This window comes from Polynucleobacter sp. JS-Polo-80-F4 (assembly GCF_018881965.1).
Lineage (GTDB): Bacteria > Pseudomonadota > Gammaproteobacteria > Burkholderiales > Burkholderiaceae > Polynucleobacter.
The window spans coordinates 1,701,455-1,722,819 of record NZ_JACVPI010000001.1; the positions used below are offsets into that span (position 1 = coordinate 1,701,455).

The following is a 21,365-nucleotide window of genomic DNA, read 5'->3' on the forward strand; positions in this document are numbered from 1 at the left end:
ATAGGGTCATGAGCAGCTTTTCACCCCTTAATGCCGATTTACATTGCCATTCAGTTATTTCTGATGGGACTTTGACGCCTGAGGAATTAGCTGAGCGCGCTAAAGCAAATGGTGTGCATTTGTGGGCGCTGACCGATCATGATGAGTTGGGCGGGCAAAAGCGTGCGCGAGAAGCAGCTAGCGCTTTAAATATAGATTATCTTGCTGGTGTAGAAATCTCTGTTACTTGGATGGGTGAGACGATTCATATCGTTGGTCTTGGTATTGATGCAGACCATATTGGGATTATTGAGGGTTTACGTCAAACGCGTGATGGTCGTGCAAATCGTGCGCAACTGATGGCAGAGCAATTGCTCAAAGTAGGTATTCCTGGAGCTTATGAGGGCGCATTGCATTTTGCCGGCAATCACGAGTTGATCTCCAGAACACATTTCGCTCGCTTCTTAGTGGAGCAGGGCGTGTGTCGCAATACAGAACATGTTTTTAAAAACTATTTGATTGAGGGAAAGCCAGGATATGTTCCTCATCAATGGGCCAGTCTGGATCACGCCGTTAGCTGGATTAAATCTGCAGGTGGCGTAGCGGTAATAGCTCACCCTGGTCGTTACAGCAGACTCAGTGCTATGCAAATGGATGAACTCTATAAGCACTTTAAGGATATTGGAGGCCTGGCAATTGAAGTGATTACTGGGAGTCATAGTCCAGACCAATACAAAACTTTTGCAAAGATTGCACAGCAGTATGGCTTTTTGGCTTCTCGTGGTTCGGACTTTCATGATCCGAACGAAAGCCATATTGATTTAGGGCATTTGCCTCACTTACCAGATCACCTCACTCCGGTGTGGTCTGCTTTTCATTAAGAGCCCAAGCTCACTACTAATTAACCACTAAGAAAAGAAAAAAGATGTTTGCTGAACGCGTTCTCTCTGGCATGCGACCAACCGGTAGTTTGCACCTCGGTCATTACCACGGTGTTTTAAAGAACTGGGTGCGCTTGCAGTCCGAATACCCTTGCTTCTTTTTTGTAGCAGATTGGCATGCTTTAACAACCCATTACGAGACTCCTGATGTGATCGAGCAATCCGTGTGGGATATGGTGATTGATTGGTTGGCAACTGGCGTAGATCCAAATCAGGCAACTTTGTTTATTCAAAGCAAAGTGCCTGAACATGCCGAACTCTTTTTATTGCTCTCTATGGGAACCCCGCTAGGCTGGCTGGAGAGGGTGCCTACTTATAAAGATCAAATCGAGAAGCTTAAGGAAAAGGACCTTCAAACCTATGGCTTCCTAGGCTATCCATTGCTACAAGCTGCAGATATTTTGATTTACCGTGCGCAATTTGTGCCGGTAGGTGAAGATCAGGTGCCGCACGTAGAGATGACTCGAGAGGTAGCACGTCGCTTTAATTATCTTTATGGCCGCGAGCCAGGCTTCGAAGAAAAAGCTTTAGAGGCAGTTAAGAAATTAGGTAGCAAGCGCGCCAAGATGTATGCCGAATTACGCGTAGCATTTCAGGAACGCGGAGACGATGAAGCGCTTGAGCAGGCTAAAGCCCTATTACAAGAGGCGCAAAGCCTATCGATGGCTGATCGTGAACGACTTTTTGGTTTCTTGGAAGGCTCTCGCAAAATTATTCTTCCCGAACCTCAAGCCTTACTAACAACTGCATCACGCATGCCTGGCATTGATGGGCAGAAGATGTCTAAGTCCTACGGCAACACGATTAGTATTCGTGAAAATCCGGAAGATGTGATTAAAAAGATTCGCACTATGCCAACTGATCCAGCCCGAGTTCGCAGAACGGATGCTGGAGATCCTGCGCGTTGTCCTGTATGGCAGTTGCATACCGTTTACTCAAATGAAGATACAAAACAATGGGTGGATAAGGGATGCAAATCAGCAGGCATTGGCTGTTTAGAGTGTAAGCAACCAGTGATTGATGCCATTTTGGCTGAGCAACAACCAATGTTTGAACGTGCTCAAAAGTATCTCGATGATCCGAGCCTTTTGCGCTCCATCATTGCTGATGGTTGCGATAAGGCACGCAAGGTCGCACAAGAAACGATGCGCGAGGTTCGTGAAGCGATGGGCCTGGCTTACGATTGAGGATTGATCTTGCCTAGTGCGCACGATGCGATTCTGAATGCTTCACCTTGGGTGAGGCGATTTGCACCACTGATTCCTCGGGGTGGGGTGGTTCTAGATCTAGCCTGTGGAGCAGGTCGACACTCTGAGTTGCTAGCCAACATGGGTTATCAGGTGATGGCAGTGGACCAGGATATTCAGGCCATTGAGATGTTAAACAACCCATCTATTACCCCTAAACGTCTTCACCTTGAAGAGGCCGAGTGGCCTTTAATAGGGGCTGAGTTCAGCGCTATTGTGGTGACAAACTACCTTTACCGTCCCCACCTCGATGAACTCCCCAAAATGCTCAGAAAAGAGGGCGTTTTGATCTATGAAACCTTCGCCCTGGGTAATGGCGATTTTGGCAAACCATCCAACCCCAATTTCCTTTTAAATCCAGGGGAATTGCTCGCTTTTGCCTCCCGCCATGACCTCAAAGTACTGGCTTATGAGGATATTTATGTGGATCAGCCCAAACCAGCCATGGTTCAGCGCCTATGTGCTGTAAAAGGTGAGCTAAAACAGCGCATTCCGTTACAATTTCAGGGTTAAGACAGCTAAAAATCGGTGCATATTCGGTGACAAATACAGCTCATTCCAAAGGCAGCAAAAAACCCATAGCCGGTAGCATGCCGGCTATTGTTACTCCGATGTTCGAGGACGGGAGTTTGGATTACGCTAGCTTGCGTTCTTTGCTGGATTGGCACGTGTCCGAAGGGACTGATGGCATTGTGATTGTTGGCACGAGTGGCGAATCTCCCACGGTTTCGGTTGAAGAGCATTGTGAGCTGATTCGCGTGACGGTAGAGCAGATTGCTGGTCGCATTCCAGTCATCGCAGGCACTGGTGGCAACTCCACAATTGAAGCGATTGAATTAACCAAATTTGCTAAGCAAGTTGGCGCTGATGCCAGCCTGCAAGTGGTTCCGTATTACAACAAGCCAACACAAGATGGCATGTTTGCCCACTTTAAAAAGATTGCAGAGTCCGTTGATCTGCCGGTCATTTTGTATAACGTTCCCGGTAGAACAGTAGCCGACTTGGCAGGTGATACTGTGGTTCGTTTAGCTGGTGTGCCAGGCATTATCGGTATAAAAGAAGCGACGGGTAGTTTAGAGCGCGGAACCTTATTGATTAATGACCTCAAGCGTGCTGGCCATCAAGACTTCTCAGTGTTTTCTGGTGATGATCTCACGGCAGCCATGTTGATGTTGATGGGTGGCAAGGGCAATATCTCTGTAACTGCGAATATTGCACCACGTTTAATGCATGAACTTTGTGTTGCAGCAATGTCAGATGATGTGAAGAGAACTCGTGAAATTCAATATCAATTGATTGCAGTTCATAAGGCGATGTTCACAGAGGCCAACCCAATCCCAGTGAAGTGGGCATTACACGAGATGGGCAAGATTACTGCTGGCATTCGTTTGCCATTAACACCTTTAAGCAATTCCTTGCGCGAGCCTTTGAAGGCAGCATTAAAACAGGCCAACTTATTATGATGAATTTGCTCCAATTATTGCGTCGATACTTATCGATATTTGCTCTGCTGTTAATGGCATCCGTTGCGCTAACAGCCTGTAAGTCAGTTACTAGTAACGATACCGTTGACTATAAGAGCTCTGGCGCTGTGCGCGGACCTAATTTGTCTTACCCTCCCGACCTTATTACTGCTCAAGCTGATCGCCGTTACATCGTTCAGGATGGAACAGCCACAATGTCTGAGTACAATGCCGCCGTTAAGAAATCAGTGCAAATGCGCAGTAATGTGATGACGGGCATTCCGGGTATGCGCATTGCGCGTGATGGCGAGCGTCGTTGGTTGGTGGTTGAAAAGCCAGCGCCTGAACTTTATCCACAAGTAAAAGATTTCTGGCAAGAGAATGGTTTTCTTTTGGTAGTGGATTCTCCATCTACTGGAATCATGGAAACAGACTGGGCAGAAAATCGTGCCAAGATTTCTCAAGATTGGATTCGATCAACTCTTGGTGGCGCTTTAGATACGCTGTATGACACAGGCGAGCGCGATAAATACAAGACGCGTTTAGAAGTTTCTAAGCCTGGTGAGACTGAGGTCTACATCACTCAACGTGGTGCCATTGAAAAGTGCACATCTGATTCCACTGGCAACTGTATCTCTACAGTCTGGACACCTCGTCCGAATGACCCCGAGTTAGAGGCGGTTTTCTTGGCGCGTTTGATGGAGCGCTTGGGTATGACTCAAGAGCAAGCCAAGGCGATGGTAGCGGTCCCGCTTGGCCCTAAAACCCCTAAGGCGAAGTTTGTTCAAGAGGGTACTAATCAAGCCTATATTCAGTTGAGCGCTGGTTTTGACCGCTCTTGGCGTGATGTTGGTCTAGCGCTTGATCGTTCAAACTTTACTGTTGAAGATCGCAATCGCTCTAATGGCGTTTACTACGTGCGTTACGTCAATCCAAAAGATTTGGGTGATACCAAAGGATTCTTCTCAAATCTCTTTAGTAGCAAAGATGATTCAAGCTTGAAGGCTAAGAAGTATCAAGTGGTTGTGAAGAGTACTGGTGAGAATTCTGCAAATGTGTATGTGCAGAATGCTGAGGGCAAGCCAGAAAATACGCCTGCTGGATTCCAGTTGTTGACCTTGTTAACGGATCAACTGTCTAAGTAAGTTTTTTACAGCCAATAAAAAAGCCGCTTTTCAGCGGCTTTTTTTCTTCATGAAGAAGATTACTTCTTAGCGTCAGCAGCTGGAGCAGCTGGAGCAGCAGCAGGAGCTTCAGCAGCTGGAGCAGCTGGAGCAGCAGCAGGAGCAGCTTCTACAGGTTTTGCTTCTTCTTTCTTACCGCAAGCGGCCAAGGCGATTGCTAACATAGCAGCGAATACGAGTGACTTCTTCATTTATAAATTCCTTTAAAAAATTAACAACAATTACCGGTAATTGTTTTCTGGATTTACCGAGGGATAATCCCTAAGTAGTTTCCAGTAATTATTATATCCATCTGGGAATTCAGGTCTGAAAAACCAGCCATCCAGCCAAATACGCCTCATAAAGACTGGATTTATCGAGATGCTTCGGCTTTTTACCCTTCAGGGCCTTCTGGGCGGAGAGGGTCTGCCAGGCGGAAATAATGTCTTGAGCTTGCCCCTTAGTCATAGTCTCCCCATTGCAATAAACCTGCTTTCCAAGGCTCAAAATACGGGTTTGGGGGTGGGGAACAAGGGGGGTCGCGCCCAATTGCTTTAAAAATTGCCCTGGGCTAAGAGGCTCTTCTGGACCGTCAAAAAAGGCTTGTTGTTTAGGCTCTGAAAGATAGGCAGTAATCCCTGGGAGAAAGCCATCAATTTGATCTAATTTCAACTCCTTCAATTTCGATCCAAGCTGTTTGATGAGTTCATCTGGTAACTGTTCGGCAAACTGAGTAGCGCTTTGTTTGGGGTCTGCAAACTTATCCTCTAGCCCAGGAATATCCTCCAAGGATTCGGCTAAGCGCCACAAACCTTCTTGTAGCAATTCTTTAAAGCTAGGCGAACGAAATCCTACAGACCATGTTTGACAGCCTGCATCAAGTGCGATTCCATCATGGGCTACATGTGGCGGTAAATACAGCATGTCACCTGGCTCCAATGTCCACTCTTGCTCAGACTTAAAGTTCTGCAGAATTTTTAGCGGGAGATTGGGGTTGAGGCTTAAATCATCTTGCTCAGAAATTCGCCACTGTCTTCGTCCGGACATTTGAATTAGGAAGACATCGTAAGAATCAAAGTGTGGGCCAACGCCGCCACCAATGCCAGCAATGCTGACCATCAAGTCATCAAGGCGAGCATCGGGGATAAAGCGAAACCAAGTCAGTATTTTGGCAGCTGCAGGATGATGCGCTTCCATTCCTTGGAGCAACAAAGTCCAATTGGGTTTATCAACTGAGGGAATTGCTTTTTTGGCAAATGGACCACTGCTAAAACTCCAGGGGTTAGATTTCACCAGGCGCGATTCAACCCCATCTTGCAGGGCAAATTTGAGTAATTCTTGCGTGGGAATAGGGCTATCAAGCTGCTCTCCAGAAAGTGCTGAGAGGGCAAATGCCGGTATTGCTCCACGGATAAGGAGAGGCTTTTTATGCCAGTAGCGTGCCATGAACTGATCTGGGCTAATACCCCCAAATAGGGCCCAGGGCTCGCCTAAGGGAAGTTTTGCTGGGGCCTGGGGAGGCTCATAGGGTTTGCTCAAGTAAAATGAGGTCATAAAGTAAAAGGTAAAAGCTTTTTTAGAAACTGATTAAAAACGAATGTTCGACAAATTCCGCATGAAGATTGAAAAAAATACCATCGTATCCCTTCGCTATAAGTTAACCGATGCGCAAAATAATGTCATCGAAGAACCAGATTCTCCGATGGTATACCTGCACGGTGGCTATGAAGGTACTTTTCCCAAAATTGAGACCCTGCTAGATGGCCAAGATATTGGTTATGAGGCCACGATTCAGCTTGAGCCAAATGAAGCCTTTGGTGAGTACGATCCTGAGCTATTGAAGATTGAGCCACGCACGCGTTTTCCTGAGCCCCTGGAAGTGGGTATGCAGTTTGAAGGCATCCCCGATACCGAAGAAGGCGCCAATACTGAGGATGTAGATGCTGATGATGAGCCTTTAATTTATACCGTTACCGATGTTGCCGACAATCAAGTGGTACTGGATGGCAATCATCCTTTGGCTGGCATGGCACTGCGTTTTTGGGTGCAAGTCGAAGATGTGCGAGTTGCTACTGATGATGAGATTGAAAATCGTCATCCAGAAGGTGGCGAGAGTTTTTCATTCGGCATGCCAAATGAAGAGAGTGATGATGACGGCGATGACGATGAATTTCCAGGCGGTGCTTTAGGTGGTGACAATGCTGGTCCACGCACACTGCATTAATTCAGAACTCCACTAAAGCAAAAAAGGAATAGCGCGCTATTCCTTTTTTACATCTATTGTGAGATCGTCCGAAGATCCTACTCTTTCAACCATTCCTTAATAGCATCTAGATCGCGCTTGGTATCGCTTGAGCCTTCTGCATTATGACCTGCAGGGGCGTTGCTTAATATAGCAAGTGCTTTCTCTAGCGCGGCAATTTTGGCTTCTTGCTCGATCGTCGCATCGATTAAACCCTTAAGAGCCATGGATACTGGATCATCTACATTCGGTGTAACGCCGTAAGCCGAAAAGTATTCTTTCGTTTTGCTATCTGGACTTTGCGGCAAGTCGGGATGCAAGATTCGCGCAGGTATACCAACAGCAGTAGCTCCCGCAGGAATCTCTTTAAGAACAACCGCATTAGAGCCAACACGTGCACCATCGCCTACGGTAAATCCGCCAAGTACTTTTGCACCAGCGCTAACCACTACGCCTTTACCAAGAGTAGGGTGACGTTTTACACCTTTATAAAGAGAAGTGCCGCCTAAAGTAACGCCTTGATAAATGGTGCAGTCATCGCCAATTTCAGTAGTCTCGCCAATCACAATACCAAGTCCATGATCTAGAAATACTCTGCGACCAATCTTTGCGCCAGGATGTATTTCAATACCCGTCAGAATGCGTGAAAACATGGAAAGCACTCGTGCAATCCATTTCAGCCCCAGATTCCATAAAAAATGGGAGACACGATGCAGCCAAACTGCATGTAAACCTTGGTAGCAAGTAATGACCTCGAGACGATTCCGGGCAGCTGGGTCTCTGGCAATGATGGAGTCGACTTGGTCGAAAAAAGGATTAGGCATGGGTTGATTTTAACGGGATGCGCTTATTTTCTCAGGAGCATCTGTTTTGCGATCCCCCGCAACAGGTCAATCTCTTCTTTATGTAGACGGCTGCGTGCAAATAGAGCCTGCAATCGGGGTATGAGCTTCTTGGGGTTGGCGGGATCTAAATAGCCAATTGCCTCAAGCCCTTCGCGCCAATGATCCAACATGGCAGCAACTGCAGCGGGATCGGCAAAATCAGCCATTTCTTCTCGATTTGCCAAAGAGTGAGGTTCTGCAGTATTCCGAATCAATGTTTCCCTAAGGGTATAGGCACACACCATTAACGCTTGGGCTAGGTTCAGCGAGGGATAAGCAGGATTGGCATCTAGCCAGACCCTGTGCGTACACAAGGCTAAATGATCATTATCCAATCCCGTTCTCTCTGGGCCAAAGAGGAGGGCAACCTTGCCACCGCTCAGAGTGGCATCTGCTATCAAGGAGCGGGCGCTTTCCCAGTCGAGGGCGGGAGGTCCAAACTCTCGATCTCGGCTAGTGAGACCCAAAACAAGCGAGCAACCTTCTACTGCAGACGCCAAGGAATCACTCTCCAAGGAGGTCTCCAGGATGTCTGCGGCACCGCTAGCTAGGGCGATAGCTTCAGTATTTGCCGCCACACCTTTGATCTTGGGATTAATGAGGCGCAAATCGCCAAATCCCATGGTTTTGAGGGCGCGAGCGGCTGAACCTACGTTTCCAGGGTGGCTAGTTTCAACTAAAACCCAGCGAAGGAGTTTGGATAAATCGATATTCATCAATGCGCTTTAGGGTAGTTTGAGAGGGGTTATTGGGGTGTTCTGGACGCTAATCGTTTAGAATCAATCTGTTAGCTTCGTATTGTCATGCAATTTACCCTAGTTGTAGACCTTACAAGGAGCTTGTTCTTATTTAATTTGTCCATCAATACTATGCATCCCATGTTAAATGTGGCCGTAAAGGCCGCCCGTCGCGCTGGAACAGTCATCAATCGTGCCTCCTTGAATTTGGAGCGACTACAAGTTGACCGTAAACAACATAACGATTTTGTAACCGAGGTGGACAAAGCCGCAGAAGCGGCCATCATTGAAACGCTGAGCGAAGCCTATCCAACCCACGGATTTTTGGCGGAAGAAACAGGCGAGCGCAATGCCGATGCAGAAAATGTGTGGATCATCGATCCTCTTGATGGCACAACCAATTTTATTCATGGCTTTCCGCAATATGCAGTGTCTATTGCACTTGCAGTGAATGGCGTAACTCAACAAGCCGTAGTCTATGACCCCACTCGTGATGAATTATTCACCGCGACACGAGGTGCTGGTGCCTACTTGGATCGTCGGCGTTTGCGCGTAGCTGCGCAAGATCGTCTGGCAAATTCTTTACTTGGTACGGGCTTTCCATATCGTGAAGACCAAGACTTAGAAAAATATTTAAAGATCTTCGCTGAGATGTCACGTCAATGCGCAGGATTGCGTCGTCCCGGCGCAGCATCATTAGATTTAGCTTATGTTGCAGCTGGTCGCTACGATGGTTTCTTTGAGAGCGATCTCAAGCCATGGGATATGGCAGCAGGCGCATTGCTCATTACTGAAGCGGGTGGATTGATAGGTAACTATCGTGGTGAAGAGGGCTTCCTGAAAAGTGGTGAATTGATGGCAGCAAACCCACGCATCTTCGCGCAGATGGTGCAATCGCTTTCTAAATATTCCGTTTCTTAATAGACATCACTCGACCTAATCAAGAGTACTTAACTCTTGATTAGGTCGAGATAGCGTGCTCCAGCATTATCGATAAACAAGGCGCTTGCCCTAGGAGGCAGGCTCTCCGGGTGATCAAGATCCCAATCCGATAACACCCATCGCTGCCAACTTTGAGTGCCCATAGATTCTTCATGATGGGCAGGCAAGTGGGTATGGCCATGAATTAATCTGTTTCCAGAATGATCCTTCATCACATCAGCGCAAGCTTGTTGTGTCACATCCATTTTGACTTGATGTGATGTTGAGCGTTGTTGAGTTTGATATTGATTATGGCTATTGCTGCGCAGATGTTGAGCTATACCCTTGCGCCAATTGAGCGGCAGTCCCAAGAATATTTTTTGAATCCAAGGCTTTCTGACCCAGCTGCGAAATGCTTGGTAAGCAATATCGGCAGTGCATAAAGCATCGCCATGGGCGAGCACCCATTTTTCTGAAGCAATCTGAACAGTGCAGGGGTCTGACAAAAGCGTCATCCCTGTTTTTTTAATAAAACTTTTACCGATTAGAAAATCTCGATTGCCATGCAAGTAATACGTTTTTACTTTGGTAGATAGATTGGCGATTGCGCGCTGAACTTCTTGTTGGAAGGGAGAGGATGCTGCTGCATCATCACCCACCCAGTATTCAAATAAGTCACCCAGAATAAAAACAGCTTCGACTTTTGGAGCTTCTTTTTCGCAGAAATCAAAAAAACGTTGCGCCGTCAAGGGCATTGACGGCGTCAGGTGTAGATCCGATATGAGCAGCGCGCTCGCGTATTGCGGAATCATTCCTCGAGAACGGTAGCCTTATCGATGACGACATCTTCTGATGGAACGTCTTGATGAAAACCAGAGCTTCCAGTCTTTACCTTGCGAATGGTGTCAACAACATCCATGCCGTCTGTGACTTTGCCAAATACGGCATAGCCCCAACCTTGAGCGTTAGGCGCTGTGTGATTCAGGAAGTCATTGTCGTTAACGTTGATAAAGAATTGAGCGGTAGCAGAATGTGGATCGCTAGTACGAGCCATAGCTACGGTGTAACGATCGTTCTTAAGGCCGTTATTCGCTTCGTTTTCAATTTCTGCGCCAGTTGACTTTTGCTTCATGCCAGCAGTCATACCGCCGCCTTGAACCATGAAGTTATCTATCACACGATGGAAAATCGTGCCATCGTAATGACCGCTTTTTACATACTGTAAAAAATTAGCAACGCTTTTAGGTGCCTTAACTGCATCAAGAGTCAGGGTGATATCACCCTGATTGGTTTTTAGGAGAACTTTCGCCATTATTAGATCTACTTTCTGGAAGGTTAGTTGGGTGGGTTGTTACTTGGCAGTGAATCCAAAGTGGGATTCACTGTAGGGTTGACTGTGGGATTGGGGGCACGACTTACGGGACGTTTCGCCGGAGGCTTCAAGATATCTAGGAGTGCTTTGGCACGATTAGAGTATTGGCGCTGATTCAATGTCGCATTCTTGCCAGCATCTTCATAAGCTTGGGCGCCAAGACGAATATAGATCTCACCTAAATTAGCAGAGGCAATGGCATAACTAGGGCGCAGTTTTAACGCAAGCTCTAAATAATCTCGCGCTTCAATCCATTGACCTTGGTTTGCTGCAATTGCGGCAAGATTGTTATACGGCTCGGGCAGCTCTGGGAACTGCTGAGTAATTTCAATCAAAGTCTTTTTAGCTTGATCAAATTGACGCATCTCGATTTGTAAGCGCGCCTTCACAAAACGCAACTGCACATTACGCGGAGTCTTTTTGAGATCCACATTAATCTGAGTGACCGCATCTTGATATTTACGCGCTTTAATGAGTTTCTCTACATCTGAAGGAACAGCATTCTTGGTGATAGGGTCTGGCTCAATAATCAAGAAGGACAAAAATGGAACACCAACGGTCTCAGAGAGTTCTGGGTTGAGAGGGTCATAGCCCATGTCTGCTGATAGTCTTGGCGGGTCAATGGGGCTATAGCCGCCTAAATAGGGTTGCGCTGGTGTTTGGGAGCCGCTTGCTCCTTGGGCATTCATTGCTGCTATTTCCGCATCAGCGCGCTGCTGGGCAGGGGTGCTGCAGCCTGATAAGAGTGCCAGGATTGCCAAAGCGGCAAAAGCTGGGGTAAAGACCTTATTGAGGACAGGACGTGGCGCTGGGGCGTTGTGGGGCATAGGGGAAGGGGTATGAAACGGGCTCATTCGATATACTCAGCGCTCAGTCTAACAAATTGGCGCTACTTGCCCCACCTTTATAGCCCTATGCTGCAAATCTATAACACCCTTAGCCGTTCAAAACAGGTCTTTAAGCCCATAGTCCCGGGTAAGGTGAAGATGTACGTCTGCGGGATGACGGTCTATGATTTTTGCCATATTGGTCATGCCAGAGTCATGATCGTCTTTGATATGGTGGTTCGTTGGCTCAGGGCTAGCGGCTATGAAGTGCTGTATGTCCGCAATATCACGGATATTGATGACAAGATTATCAAAAGGGCCATTGAAAATGGCGAGCCAATTTCTGCTTTAACGAATCGCTTTATTGATGCGATGCATGCCGACTCTGATGAGTTGGGTTTAATGCATCCTGATCAAGAACCGCGCGCTACGGATTACATCGCACAGATGCAAGGCATGATTGGCAAGCTGATTGAAAACGAATTGGCATACCAGGCCAATGATGGCGATGTCAATTTTGCTGTGCGCTTATTGCCGCGCTATGGTCAGCTATCGGGCAAGACATTAGATGAGTTAAATGCTGGTGAGCGTGTTGCAGTAGGTGACGGCAAGCGTGACCCTCTCGATTTTGTTTTATGGAAAAGCGCCAAAGCGGAAGAACCAGCAGATACCCGCTGGAAATCTCCTTGGGGTGAAGGCCGTCCAGGCTGGCACATTGAATGCTCAGCAATGTCATGTGATTTATTGGGCGAGCACTTTGACATTCATGGTGGTGGCGCAGACTTGCAGTTTCCGCACCACGAAAATGAAATCGCCCAAAGCGAAGGTGCCTTATACGGCAAAGATCGCAAAGAAGATGACACGCCATTTGTGAATTATTGGATGCATAACGGGCACATCCGTGTAAATGAAGAAAAGATGTCTAAGTCCTTGGGTAATTTCTTCTTAATCCGAGATGTCTTAAAAAGCTTTGATCCTGAGGTGCTGCGCTTCTTTATGTTGAAGGCCCATTACCGTAGTCCGATTAATTACAGTGATGCACAGCTTGAAGAGGCTCGTTCAGGGCTGGCGCGTTTATATACAGCCTTGGCGCATGGTCCTCAAGCCCAAGCAGTTGTGCTCGATGCACATAATCCATGGGCAAAGCGCTTTGCTGATGCCATGAATGATGACTTCAATACGCCTGAAGCAATTGCCGTGTTGTTTGATTTGGCAAGTGAAGTAAATCGCGCTCAAGGCCAAGAAAAGCAATTGCTCGCAAATACATTGAAAGCCCTTGGTGCTTCTTTGAATTTCCTGCAACGTGATCCAACTGCATTTTTGCAGGCAGGCTCTAAGGGTCAGGAAGGTTTAAGCGCTGATCAAATAGAAGAACAGATTACGGCACGGGTTGCAGCAAAACAAGCAAAAGACTTTGCTAAAGCAGACTTGATTCGTAAAACATTGCTAGAGCAAGGGATTGTTTTGGAAGACAAGCCTGGTGGCTTAACAGAATGGCGTAGGGCTTAATGACTGCAGTAAAAGCAAAAACAGATAAAGCAGAAAAAGTCGAATCAATCCTGGAAGAGGTGGCGCCTGATTATTGGGAGCAAGCTTGTAAAGAATTGATGAAGCAAGATCGTATTCTGAAAAAACTGATTCCTAAAATCGGGTCCGGATTTTTAGTGACACGTGGTGATTCATTTAATACTTTGGCAAGATCAATTGTTGGCCAGCAGATTTCAGTAGCTGCAGCACAATCCGTCTGGAACAAAGTAGTTGCTGCCAGTAAAAAGAAAGTTACCCCCAAAAATATCCTAGCCCTCTCCGTAGAAGAGTTGCGCGCTGCTGGTTTATCTGGACGCAAGGTCGAGTACATCCGAGATTTGGCAGATCACTTTGATTCTGGTCGGCTACATGCCAATCAGTGGAAAGACATGGATGATGAGAGCGTCATTAAGGAATTAAGCTCAATCCGGGGGATTGGTCGCTGGACAGCGGAAATGTTCTTGATTTTCAACATGATCCGCCCCGATATTCTGCCTTTGGACGATGTTGGCCTGATTAAGGCCATATCCCTCAATTACTTCAGCGGAGAGCCTGTCAGCCGTCATGAGGCCCGTGAGGTGGCGGCCAATTGGGCGCCGTGGCGTACGGTTGCGACCTGGTATATGTGGAGAAGTATCGACCCAATCCCAGTTGAATATTAAAATCAGGCTATGAAAACGACTTTCCTGGATTTTGAGCAGCAAATCGCCGAATTAGAGTCAAAGATTGAAGAGCTGCGTTTTGTGCAAGATGAGTCATCGGTAGATATCTCCGATGAGATCAAAACGCTTGCTGAAAAAAGTCAGCAGCTTACCAAAGACGTTTACGCTAATCTGACGCCTTGGCAGGTATCTCAAGTAGCGCGTCATCCGCAGCGTCCTTACACCTTAGATTATGTTGGCGCCTTATTTACCGACTTTCATGAGCTGCATGGTGATCGTACTTTTGCAGATGACCAATCGATCATCGGTGGTTTAGCCCGTTTTGAAAATCAACCTTGCGTGGTGATTGGCCATCAAAAGGGTCGTGATACCAAAGAGCGCGCACTAAGAAACTTTGGCATGAGTCGTCCCGAGGGTTATCGCAAAGCAATGCGCCTGATGCGCCTTGCAGAAAAGTTTGGTATTCCGGTATTTACCTTTGTTGATACGCCAGGTGCATTTCCTGGAATTGATGCAGAAGAGCGCAATCAGTCTGAGGCGATTGGTCGCAATTTATATGTTCAAGCAGAACTCGAAGTTCCAATCATCGCAACGATTATTGGCGAGGGTGGTTCCGGTGGTGCGCTAGCAATTGCTATGGGTGACGTAGTTCTGATGCTACAAAACTCCACTTACTCCGTAATCTCACCTGAAGGTTGCGCTTCCATTCTGTGGAAGACAGCTGATAAGGCTCCAGAAGCAGCTGAGCAGTTGGGCCTTACAGCACAGCGCTTAAAAGCATTGGGCCTCATTGACAAGATTGTGGCTGAGCCTATTGGTGGTGCCCATCGTGATTACGACAATATGATGAGCAATATGCGTAAAGCACTTGCTGAATCTTTAAAAACTTTTGATGGCATGAAGGTGGATGCATTACTTGAGCGTCGTCATGAGCGTTTGATGAGTTATGGCAAGTTCAAGGAAATCACAGCAAAGTCCTAATCCAGGAAAACGAATTGCGGTTGCCTTAAGTGGCGGCCTCGATTCGGTTGTGTTGCTCGACACTGTTTGCAAAGCTCAAGCTAAAGCAACAACACAAAACAAAAATCAAATCTATGCTTTTCATATTCATCATGGCTTACAAAAGCCTGCCGATGAATGGTTGATCTTTTGTGAGAAGCTGGCTAAAAAATACCAAATCCATTTTGATTTCAGGCTTCTTCATCTCAACACCGAAGAAGCTCAAGGCAACATCGAGGCTAGAGCAAGAGCGGGGCGTTATGAAGCACTTGTTGATCTATGCGAAGAATATGGCATTGAGGATTTGCTCCTAGCCCACCACCAAAATGATCAGGCGGAAACAGTTCTTCTTCAGCTCCTTCGAGGCTCGGGCGTGGCGGGCTTATCAGGCATGCCGGCAAGCAGGGGTGTCTCCTCCAAATCAAGCATCACGCTTTGGCGGCCACTCTTAAATCAAAGTAAACAAGAGCTTGAGGCTTATGCAAAAGAACATAAGCTCAAATGGATCGAAGATCCCAGCAATCAAGATACTAAATACCGTCGTAATGCGGTTCGCAAAAGAATCATTCCAGCGCTCGAAAAGATTCAGCCAGAGGCATTGGCCAATATGGCACGCAGTGCGCAGTTACTTGGAGAAGCGCAAACCTTACTGAATCGCTTGGCGCAACAGGATGGGAAAAGTATTCTGAGTAACGACCAGCTAAAAGTCATTCCCTTGCTAGCATTAGCTAAAGATGATCTACCAGCAGCCAATAATGTATTGCGTTTCTGGTTGCAAGCGCAACAATTAGCGATGCCATCTCAAGAGCGTTTACAAGCTTGGTGGCGCGACCTTGCCAAAGTCAAAGCAGATGCAAAACTGGAGTGGTTGCATGACGAGAGGAAAATCTACCTTTGGCGTGGAGCTCTCCAGGTTGCAAGCCCTGAAGAAGGGCAGTGGACTCTCAAAGTATTGCCAGCGAGCTCTAAACAGTTGGGATTTCCGGCTGACTGGGTAAAAACAGCCCAGGAGAATAATCAAATTACCCTTAGAGAGCGCCTAGGCTCCGAGAAGATTCAGATTAAGTCTAAGACACCCCGTAAAACCCTTAAAAACCTCTATCAGGAGGCCGATGTACCGCCCTGGGAGCGCCAGGCACCCTTGCTCTATATCAACGATGAATTGATCGCTGTAGCCGGAATTGGGTTGAGTTATCCGCATCTGACATCGACTGGCAGGCGAGTGATCCCGGAATGGGTGCAAAACCCTGTAAAATAAGCCCTTTTTAGACCTCCAAGGATTCATTTCCTTGTTACAGATAGTTAAATAGACGGTTTTTATGGCTCTTATCGTTCATAAGTATGGCGGCACCTCAATGGGCTCAACTGAGCGCATTGCCAACGTTGCTAAGCGCGTTGCCAAATGGATGCGTGCTGGTCACCAAGTGGTGGTTGTGCCTTCAGCTATGTCTGGCGAAACCAATCGTTTGCTCGGCCTTGCAAAAGAAATCAACCCCGAAGCAAGTCCACGCGAGTTAGATCAAATCGCATCTACTGGTGAACAGGTGAGTTCAGGTCTGTTGGCACTGGCACTCATGCGTGAAGGAATTGATGCGGTTAGCTATGCTGGTTGGCAAGTAACTGTACATACAGACTCCGCATTTACCAAAGCCCGTATTAAGAGCATTGAGAGCGACAAGATCCTCAATGATCTCAATGCTGGTCGTGCAGTTGTTGTTACTGGTTTTCAGGGCGTTGATCCTAACGGTAACATCACGACTCTAGGACGCGGCGGTTCTGATACTTCAGCAGTCGCGATGGCTGCAGCTTTAAAAGCCGACGAGTGCTTAATCTATACAGACGTTGATGGTGTTTATACAACCGACCCACGCGTTTGCGAAGATGCACGTCGCTTGGATAAGATTACTTTTGAAGAGATGCTAGAAATGGCAAGCTTAGGTTCAAAGGTATTACAGATTCGTTCAGTCGAGTTTGCAGGTAAGTACAAAGTTAAAACCCGGGTTCTGTCTTCTTTGACAGACCCATTGATGCCTTTAGACCAAGAGATGAAGTCGGGCACCTTGATTACATTTGAAGAGGACAGCACTATGGAAGCCGCAGTTATTTCCGGCATCGCCTTTGCGCGTGATGAAGCGAAGATTACCGTTCTTGGAGTTCCCGATCGTCCAGGCATCGCATATCAAATTCTTGGGCCGATTGCGGATGCCAATATTGATGTGGACATCATTATTCAGAATCAATCTGTGGAAGGTAAGACTGACTTCACATTTACAGTGCCACGCGCCGATTATCAAAAGGCCTTGGATATTCTGAAGAACACTGTGCAAGCGCACATCGAAGCAAAAGAAATTTCTGGCGATCCCAAAGTTTCTAAAGTTTCAGTTGTAGGCGTAGGCATGCGTTCACATGTTGGTATTGCCAGCAAGATGTTCCGCACTTTGTCAGAAGAGGGTATCAATATCTTGATGATCTCCACCAGTGAAATCAAGATCTCAGTGGTGATTGATGAGAAATACATGGAATTAGCTGTACGTGCCCTACACAAGGCATTTGAGCTAGACCAGAAGTAAGTCAAAAGCGTAATAAACCCCTCAGAAGCGGTTATCCGTTAAACTGTGGGGCGTTGTAATAGTAAGAAGTACGGAGACGTGGCCGAGCTGGTCGAAGGCACTCCCCTGCTAAGGGAGCATCGGGGCTAAAACTCTGATCGGAGGTTCGAATCCTCTCGTCTCCGCCAATAACTTTGGCAACCTACCTGCTTTTTACCTTATACAACAAAGACTTAGCCCCATAACTGGGGCTTTTTCTTTTTGAGGTAAATCAGTCTTGTACCATCCCATGTACCTTAAAGCAAAGCCCTAGATTCGGTCAAAAATTTTAGCCAGACCCTGGAGGGGCATTCAATCGGCAGGTGGGGTGCCTAATTTCTAAATAAGCTCCTTCATGAACAATTTATCTACTTAATTCAATAAATTAGAATTAGTATGAAAGTTAAATAAATGGAGTTGGTTAACGATGGTTAAAAAAGTACTTGCTGTCTATTTGGTGGCTTTATCTGCTGGCTGTGCGCAAAACATTACCTGGGATAAGCCTGGGGCAACGCAGCAACAATTTAATCAAGACAGTTACGCCTGTACTCAGGCATCACAACAATATCAAGCCCCAGTTTCAACGCCACAGCCCCAGGGTCAAATGGTTGGGAATCAATATGTTGCACCCGCTTGGTCACAACAACTTAATGCGGCTTTGGCTAACTCTCCAGGCGGTTATTCAACTAATAGAAATTTATATAACAGCTGCATGCAATCAAAGGGCTATGTGCCTAGAAGGTAATTATTTACCAGGAGATTGATATGAAAAAATTATTACTAACCTTATTGTTCTCTTTGGCAAGTTTTGCTGCTTCTGCTGCATGCACCTGCCAATGTGTAAATGGGCAGATGCAGCCAATTTGTAATAACTCCATGGATATGCCGCCAATGTGCCCACCTACGATGTGTCCCATGACACCTCCATCCGTCGCTCCAATATCTCCACCCACAATGCCTCCGCTAGGAACTTCGCAATGCTCAAATGAGCAAGTGCTTAATCAATACACTCGCCAATATGAGTGGAAGAGGATTTGTAGATAAAAAATGAAAAAATATTCCCTACTCTCAATCGCATTACTTTTTGTAAGTATTAATGGTTTTGCTCAATCAGGCACTGCACTAAATCTTATGTGCGTTGTTAATGGAGAAATTTCTTCTATGAGCGGAGGCGGAGTTACTAATGTGCCTATAAAAGACCTGCCCATGTCAGTTTTGGTTGAAAAAGGAGTAATTTCAATTAGCGACGGAAGTAATTATTTTTCAAATAAGATGGCTGCTTTAGTTGAAGAAAATAGAATTTTTGGTAGCGATACCTGGAAGCAGGGTGATAACGATGATAGAAAGCAGTACATAGAAATTAATAGAAATACTGGCATGGTTAAAGTTGTGAAAGATATTTCTTTTTCTAATCCAACCGTTATTTTGAAGGCCAGCGCCTCAGGGAACTGCGAAAAGCTAGCCAATAAGAAGAAGTTTTAGCCTGCGATTGGCACCCGCCAAATCTATCGTAAGCAAACATTTAACCTTTACGGACTGTCGTTAAGCCCCTTAAATACAGTCATAGCCTTTTCATCAATAAGAACCAATCTAACCAGCATTGGGCAAGGCTTTTCCCACGCCTTTAATCTGCTAATAATGATGCTAGCAGCCTCTTCAATTGGAAATCCATAAGAACCTGTTGAAATTGCTGGCAAAGCAATATCTTTGAACTGATGCTTATTTGCTAGCTCAAGAACTGAATCAATGGCTTTAGCCAAATTACCTCCAGGGTCAACATCATGGAAATATTTTGGTCCCAATACATGAATGACAGCAAAGTTAGGTAAGTTAAATCCTGGAGTGACAACTGCCTGACTTACCTCAATAGGGGCAAACTCTTCACAGGCTTTTTCAAGTTGGGGTCCAGCAGCCTTATGAATAGCTCCAGCAACACCTGCGCCTGGTAAAAGCATAGGATTAGCCGCATTCACAATTGCCCAGCAATCAACTTGCTTAGTTATATCGCCAATTACACATTCAATTTGCATTTAATATTCCGATGGCTTATTGATGTTTACTAATTGGCAAAATTCAAGCCATTCAGAGCCTTCCCTTTTGTCCTTGAATCTTGTACTTTGCCTAGCTGTTTCATTAATAAATTCAGAAATATCATCTTCAGTTGGAGTGTTATTAGTCAACTTCATTTTTATGGTCGCTTGAAGCTCTTGAGTATTTCGCCAAACGACATCAGGGAGTAGTTCTGAGCCAATCTTATTTTGGGTAACCAGAAGAACAAAAGCAGGGATGTGCCAATTCATAAAGCCAGAATACTGATTAGCCCCACCAAGTCTTCGGAACCAATCCTGCACATCATCTGCGCATCTGTATAGGCTGTTCATAGAGTTGAAATAAAGGTTGCCGATTGCATTACTACTTCCTTTTGCAGGCGTTTTTCATAATGAAGTGGTTGATAGTGGAGGGTGTAACAAAACTCCATTTTTCATTTGTTAAATCAATCTCTGAGAATTCACCTGAGCCTTTATTTCCTGAGTACAGTACCTGCTTTAATGTTTTTAACCTTTCATCCTTGCAGTCAAATTCCATGTACTCAATGTATGAATTGGCAGTGAAATAGCCATTTACTAATGGCTGCTTATAGTCAAACATTGTCCAAACCCTAGTATTGCCGCCTATTTTTTTAATTGAGTTCGTATCTATATAAGCAGTAGATTTATCCGTCTGTCCTATCAGTTGCCAGCTACTCTGAGCAAAGCAGCTAAGTGAGCTTAAAGCTATTGCGGAGAATATGATGAATTTTTTCATTACCAACCCTTCATTACAGGTGCTTGTGGAGCTTGTCTTGGGGTATTAATTGTTGTGTTCGGCTGCATCGGTGCTGGGGTGGCTGTATTGGTACCCTGGTACGCACCATTAGGGGAGTAGTAATTCGTCTGCCCATTATCAATTTGAGATGACCCAACACTTTGACCTTGAGAGTTGTAAGTTGTAGTTACACCGCTAGGTGATGTTTGGCTATAGCCCTTGTATTGACCATTAGCGTCATAGATGGCTTGAGCATAAATACCGACTGGTAAAAATATCAAAACTAAAAATAGTGTTTTCATTATTTACTCTTAAAACCTCGCCAAATCCATCGGCCTATAAAGAAAAGCAATAAGATTGCAACCAAAATAGCCCAGTAGCCGAAGATTATTGAAATGGCGTTATAAAGTCCACGAGTAGCCGTGTAATTACCCCACACCTCTTCATAGCTATTGCGGATATCCAGAATATCAACAAGCCCCGTTCGATTATTATTGACATGGTAGGCTCTCGCCTCGTTCCAAACTACAGCAAGGTCGGTGCATTTCTCAACACCCTTGCCTGACAGGCTTGTTATGTCAGGAGGATTTTTTGCAACAATAGCTTGGCATTCAGGAATATCCATTTGGCGAACGGCATTACTCATGACGCTGTAAAAATGAGTTTGGGTTGCATTACCATCACTAGCACCGTTGTAGTAGCCTACCAACCCCACAAAAATGGTTGAAACAATAAACAGACGAATTAGCCCTTTTTTAATGTTCATTTTTTTTCCACATCATTCTCTTCAAAGATACATACAACGCTAGAAGAATAAATAGCAAGACGCTAGCAGAGAAGCCAAATAACCCTGTCAGCCAACGCCAAACACCATTAATTACAGCGTCTTGGTCATATATGACTTCTAATGGTGGTGGGTAGTTCAGCAATTTAGATACCCATAAAGACAGCAAAATAAGCAAAAAAAGGCTTAAAGAGATTACAAAAGCTTTTTTAATATTCATGCTT

Annotated in this window: 28 protein-coding genes and 1 tRNA gene; 15 read left to right on the top strand and 14 right to left on the bottom strand. The window is 45.8% G+C overall.

Going from position 1 to position 21,365, the window contains the following annotated elements; genetic code table 11:
* Positions 1–8 precede the first annotated feature (8 nt).
* The 5 genes from ICN20_RS08700 (at position 9) to bamC (ending at position 4,775) form a co-directional block, all read left to right on the top strand.
* Entirely contained in the window at positions 9–860 is an 852-nt protein-coding gene (locus ICN20_RS08700; RefSeq protein WP_216239611.1) for a 3',5'-nucleoside bisphosphate phosphatase, read from the top strand.
* A gap of 44 nt (positions 861–904) precedes the next feature.
* Positions 905–2,107, top strand: a complete 1,203-nt coding sequence (locus tag ICN20_RS08705) for a tryptophan--tRNA ligase (protein ID WP_216239613.1) — start codon at positions 905–907, stop codon at positions 2,105–2,107.
* A 9-nt stretch (positions 2,108–2,116) separates the two neighbouring features.
* The gene (locus tag ICN20_RS08710) at positions 2,117–2,680 is read left to right on the top strand and encodes a bifunctional 2-polyprenyl-6-hydroxyphenol methylase/3-demethylubiquinol 3-O-methyltransferase UbiG (protein WP_255534697.1); all 564 of its coding nucleotides are present in this window, start codon (positions 2,117–2,119) and stop codon (positions 2,678–2,680) included.
* 77 nt (positions 2,681–2,757) lie between these two features.
* Positions 2,758–3,630: a 4-hydroxy-tetrahydrodipicolinate synthase gene (dapA, locus tag ICN20_RS08715; RefSeq protein WP_215363856.1), complete on the top strand. Its 873-nt coding sequence runs from the start codon at positions 2,758–2,760 to the stop codon at positions 3,628–3,630.
* On the top strand, positions 3,630–4,775 hold the full coding sequence (gene bamC, locus ICN20_RS08720; RefSeq protein ID WP_216240392.1) for an outer membrane protein assembly factor BamC: 1,146 nt from the start codon (positions 3,630–3,632) through the stop codon (positions 4,773–4,775). Before dapA ends, bamC begins: the two co-directional genes overlap by 1 nt.
* 59 nt (positions 4,776–4,834) lie before the next feature.
* On the opposite strand, the gene ICN20_RS08725 is transcribed toward bamC, so the two are convergent.
* A complete protein-coding gene (locus ICN20_RS08725) occupies positions 4,835–5,005 on the bottom strand; it encodes a hypothetical protein (protein ID WP_215392539.1) in 171 nt (56 codons plus the stop codon).
* Between the two features lie 109 nt (positions 5,006–5,114).
* Complete coding sequence (locus tag ICN20_RS08730) at positions 5,115–6,347, bottom strand: cupin domain-containing protein (RefSeq protein WP_216239615.1); 1,233 nt, start codon at positions 6,345–6,347, stop codon at positions 5,115–5,117.
* A 61-nt stretch (positions 6,348–6,408) separates the two neighbouring features.
* On the opposite strand from ICN20_RS08730, the gene ICN20_RS08735 reads away from it, so the two are divergent.
* On the top strand, positions 6,409–7,017 hold the full coding sequence (locus ICN20_RS08735) for a peptidylprolyl isomerase (protein WP_216240394.1): 609 nt from the start codon (positions 6,409–6,411) through the stop codon (positions 7,015–7,017).
* A gap of 77 nt (positions 7,018–7,094) precedes the next feature.
* Here ICN20_RS08735 and cysE read toward each other — a convergent pair whose 3' ends face one another.
* Positions 7,095–7,859 carry a serine O-acetyltransferase gene (gene cysE, locus ICN20_RS08740; RefSeq protein ID WP_216239616.1) on the bottom strand — a complete coding sequence of 255 codons (765 nt, stop codon included), beginning with the start codon at positions 7,857–7,859 and terminating at the stop codon, positions 7,095–7,097.
* A gap of 23 nt (positions 7,860–7,882) precedes the next feature.
* Positions 7,883–8,635, bottom strand: coding sequence for an RNA methyltransferase (locus tag ICN20_RS08745; RefSeq protein ID WP_216239618.1), 753 nt, complete (start codon positions 8,633–8,635; stop codon positions 7,883–7,885).
* Between the two features lie 153 nt (positions 8,636–8,788).
* On the opposite strand from ICN20_RS08745, the gene ICN20_RS08750 reads away from it, so the two are divergent.
* Positions 8,789–9,577 carry an inositol monophosphatase family protein gene (locus tag ICN20_RS08750; RefSeq protein WP_216239619.1) on the top strand — a complete coding sequence of 263 codons (789 nt, stop codon included), beginning with the start codon at positions 8,789–8,791 and terminating at the stop codon, positions 9,575–9,577.
* A 29-nt stretch (positions 9,578–9,606) separates the two neighbouring features.
* On the opposite strand, the gene ICN20_RS08755 is transcribed toward ICN20_RS08750, so the two are convergent.
* From ICN20_RS08755 to ICN20_RS08765, 3 genes are read right to left on the bottom strand one after another with little or no spacing between them, the layout of a single operon-like run.
* The gene (locus tag ICN20_RS08755; RefSeq protein ID WP_216239621.1) at positions 9,607–10,389 is read right to left on the bottom strand and encodes a UDP-2,3-diacylglucosamine diphosphatase; all 783 of its coding nucleotides are present in this window, start codon (positions 10,387–10,389) and stop codon (positions 9,607–9,609) included.
* Positions 10,386–10,889 carry a peptidylprolyl isomerase gene (locus ICN20_RS08760; RefSeq protein WP_216239623.1) on the bottom strand — a complete coding sequence of 168 codons (504 nt, stop codon included), beginning with the start codon at positions 10,887–10,889 and terminating at the stop codon, positions 10,386–10,388. The genes ICN20_RS08755 and ICN20_RS08760 overlap by 4 nt, the downstream gene beginning before the upstream one ends.
* A 23-nt stretch (positions 10,890–10,912) precedes the next feature.
* Positions 10,913–11,776, bottom strand: a complete 864-nt coding sequence (locus tag ICN20_RS08765) for a M48 family metallopeptidase (RefSeq protein ID WP_216239625.1) — start codon at positions 11,774–11,776, stop codon at positions 10,913–10,915.
* An 87-nt stretch (positions 11,777–11,863) separates the two neighbouring features.
* Between ICN20_RS08765 and cysS the strand changes: the two genes are divergently transcribed.
* The 7 genes from cysS to ICN20_RS08800 all read left to right on the top strand — a co-directional run bounded on the left by cysS (position 11,864) and on the right by ICN20_RS08800 (position 18,297).
* On the top strand, positions 11,864–13,285 hold the full coding sequence (gene cysS, locus ICN20_RS08770) for a cysteine--tRNA ligase (RefSeq protein ID WP_216239626.1): 1,422 nt from the start codon (positions 11,864–11,866) through the stop codon (positions 13,283–13,285).
* A complete protein-coding gene (locus ICN20_RS08775; RefSeq protein WP_216239627.1) occupies positions 13,285–13,965 on the top strand; it encodes a DNA-3-methyladenine glycosylase in 681 nt (226 codons plus the stop codon). Before cysS ends, ICN20_RS08775 begins: the two co-directional genes overlap by 1 nt.
* Positions 13,966–13,974: 9 nt before the next feature.
* Positions 13,975–14,946, top strand: coding sequence for an acetyl-CoA carboxylase carboxyltransferase subunit alpha (locus ICN20_RS08780; RefSeq protein ID WP_216239635.1), 972 nt, complete (start codon positions 13,975–13,977; stop codon positions 14,944–14,946).
* The gene (gene tilS, locus ICN20_RS08785; RefSeq protein WP_216239636.1) at positions 14,912–16,222 is read left to right on the top strand and encodes a tRNA lysidine(34) synthetase TilS; all 1,311 of its coding nucleotides are present in this window, start codon (positions 14,912–14,914) and stop codon (positions 16,220–16,222) included. The genes ICN20_RS08780 and tilS overlap by 35 nt, the downstream gene beginning before the upstream one ends.
* Before the next feature lie 61 nt (positions 16,223–16,283).
* Positions 16,284–17,534, top strand: a complete 1,251-nt coding sequence (locus tag ICN20_RS08790) for an aspartate kinase (protein WP_216239638.1) — start codon at positions 16,284–16,286, stop codon at positions 17,532–17,534.
* 72 nt (positions 17,535–17,606) lie between these two features.
* Positions 17,607–17,701, top strand: a tRNA-Ser gene (locus tag ICN20_RS08795).
* A 278-nt stretch (positions 17,702–17,979) separates the two neighbouring features.
* Entirely contained in the window at positions 17,980–18,297 is a 318-nt protein-coding gene (locus ICN20_RS08800; protein ID WP_216239640.1) for a hypothetical protein, read from the top strand.
* A gap of 4 nt (positions 18,298–18,301) precedes the next feature.
* Here ICN20_RS08800 and ICN20_RS08805 read toward each other — a convergent pair whose 3' ends face one another.
* Complete coding sequence (locus ICN20_RS08805; RefSeq protein ID WP_216239642.1) at positions 18,302–18,469, bottom strand: hypothetical protein; 168 nt, start codon at positions 18,467–18,469, stop codon at positions 18,302–18,304.
* 130 nt (positions 18,470–18,599) lie between these two features.
* On the opposite strand from ICN20_RS08805, the gene ICN20_RS08810 reads away from it, so the two are divergent.
* Positions 18,600–19,034, top strand: coding sequence for a hypothetical protein (locus ICN20_RS08810; RefSeq protein ID WP_216239644.1), 435 nt, complete (start codon positions 18,600–18,602; stop codon positions 19,032–19,034).
* Positions 19,035–19,081: 47 nt separating this feature from the next.
* On the opposite strand, the gene ICN20_RS08815 is transcribed toward ICN20_RS08810, so the two are convergent.
* From ICN20_RS08815 to ICN20_RS08840, 6 genes are read right to left on the bottom strand one after another with little or no spacing between them, the layout of a single operon-like run.
* Positions 19,082–19,582 carry a macro domain-containing protein gene (locus tag ICN20_RS08815; RefSeq protein ID WP_216239649.1) on the bottom strand — a complete coding sequence of 167 codons (501 nt, stop codon included), beginning with the start codon at positions 19,580–19,582 and terminating at the stop codon, positions 19,082–19,084.
* Positions 19,583–19,933, bottom strand: a complete 351-nt coding sequence (locus ICN20_RS08820) for a hypothetical protein (RefSeq protein ID WP_216239650.1) — start codon at positions 19,931–19,933, stop codon at positions 19,583–19,585.
* Between the two features lie 31 nt (positions 19,934–19,964).
* Complete coding sequence (locus ICN20_RS08825; RefSeq protein WP_216239651.1) at positions 19,965–20,357, bottom strand: surface-adhesin E family protein; 393 nt, start codon at positions 20,355–20,357, stop codon at positions 19,965–19,967.
* The gene (locus ICN20_RS08830; RefSeq protein WP_216239652.1) at positions 20,357–20,659 is read right to left on the bottom strand and encodes a hypothetical protein; all 303 of its coding nucleotides are present in this window, start codon (positions 20,657–20,659) and stop codon (positions 20,357–20,359) included. The genes ICN20_RS08825 and ICN20_RS08830 overlap by 1 nt, the downstream gene beginning before the upstream one ends.
* On the bottom strand, positions 20,659–21,123 hold the full coding sequence (locus ICN20_RS08835) for a hypothetical protein (protein ID WP_216239653.1): 465 nt from the start codon (positions 21,121–21,123) through the stop codon (positions 20,659–20,661). The genes ICN20_RS08830 and ICN20_RS08835 overlap by 1 nt, the downstream gene beginning before the upstream one ends.
* On the bottom strand, positions 21,113–21,361 hold the full coding sequence (locus ICN20_RS08840) for a hypothetical protein (protein ID WP_216239654.1): 249 nt from the start codon (positions 21,359–21,361) through the stop codon (positions 21,113–21,115). The genes ICN20_RS08835 and ICN20_RS08840 overlap by 11 nt, the downstream gene beginning before the upstream one ends.
* Between the last annotated feature and the right edge of the window lie 4 nt (positions 21,362–21,365).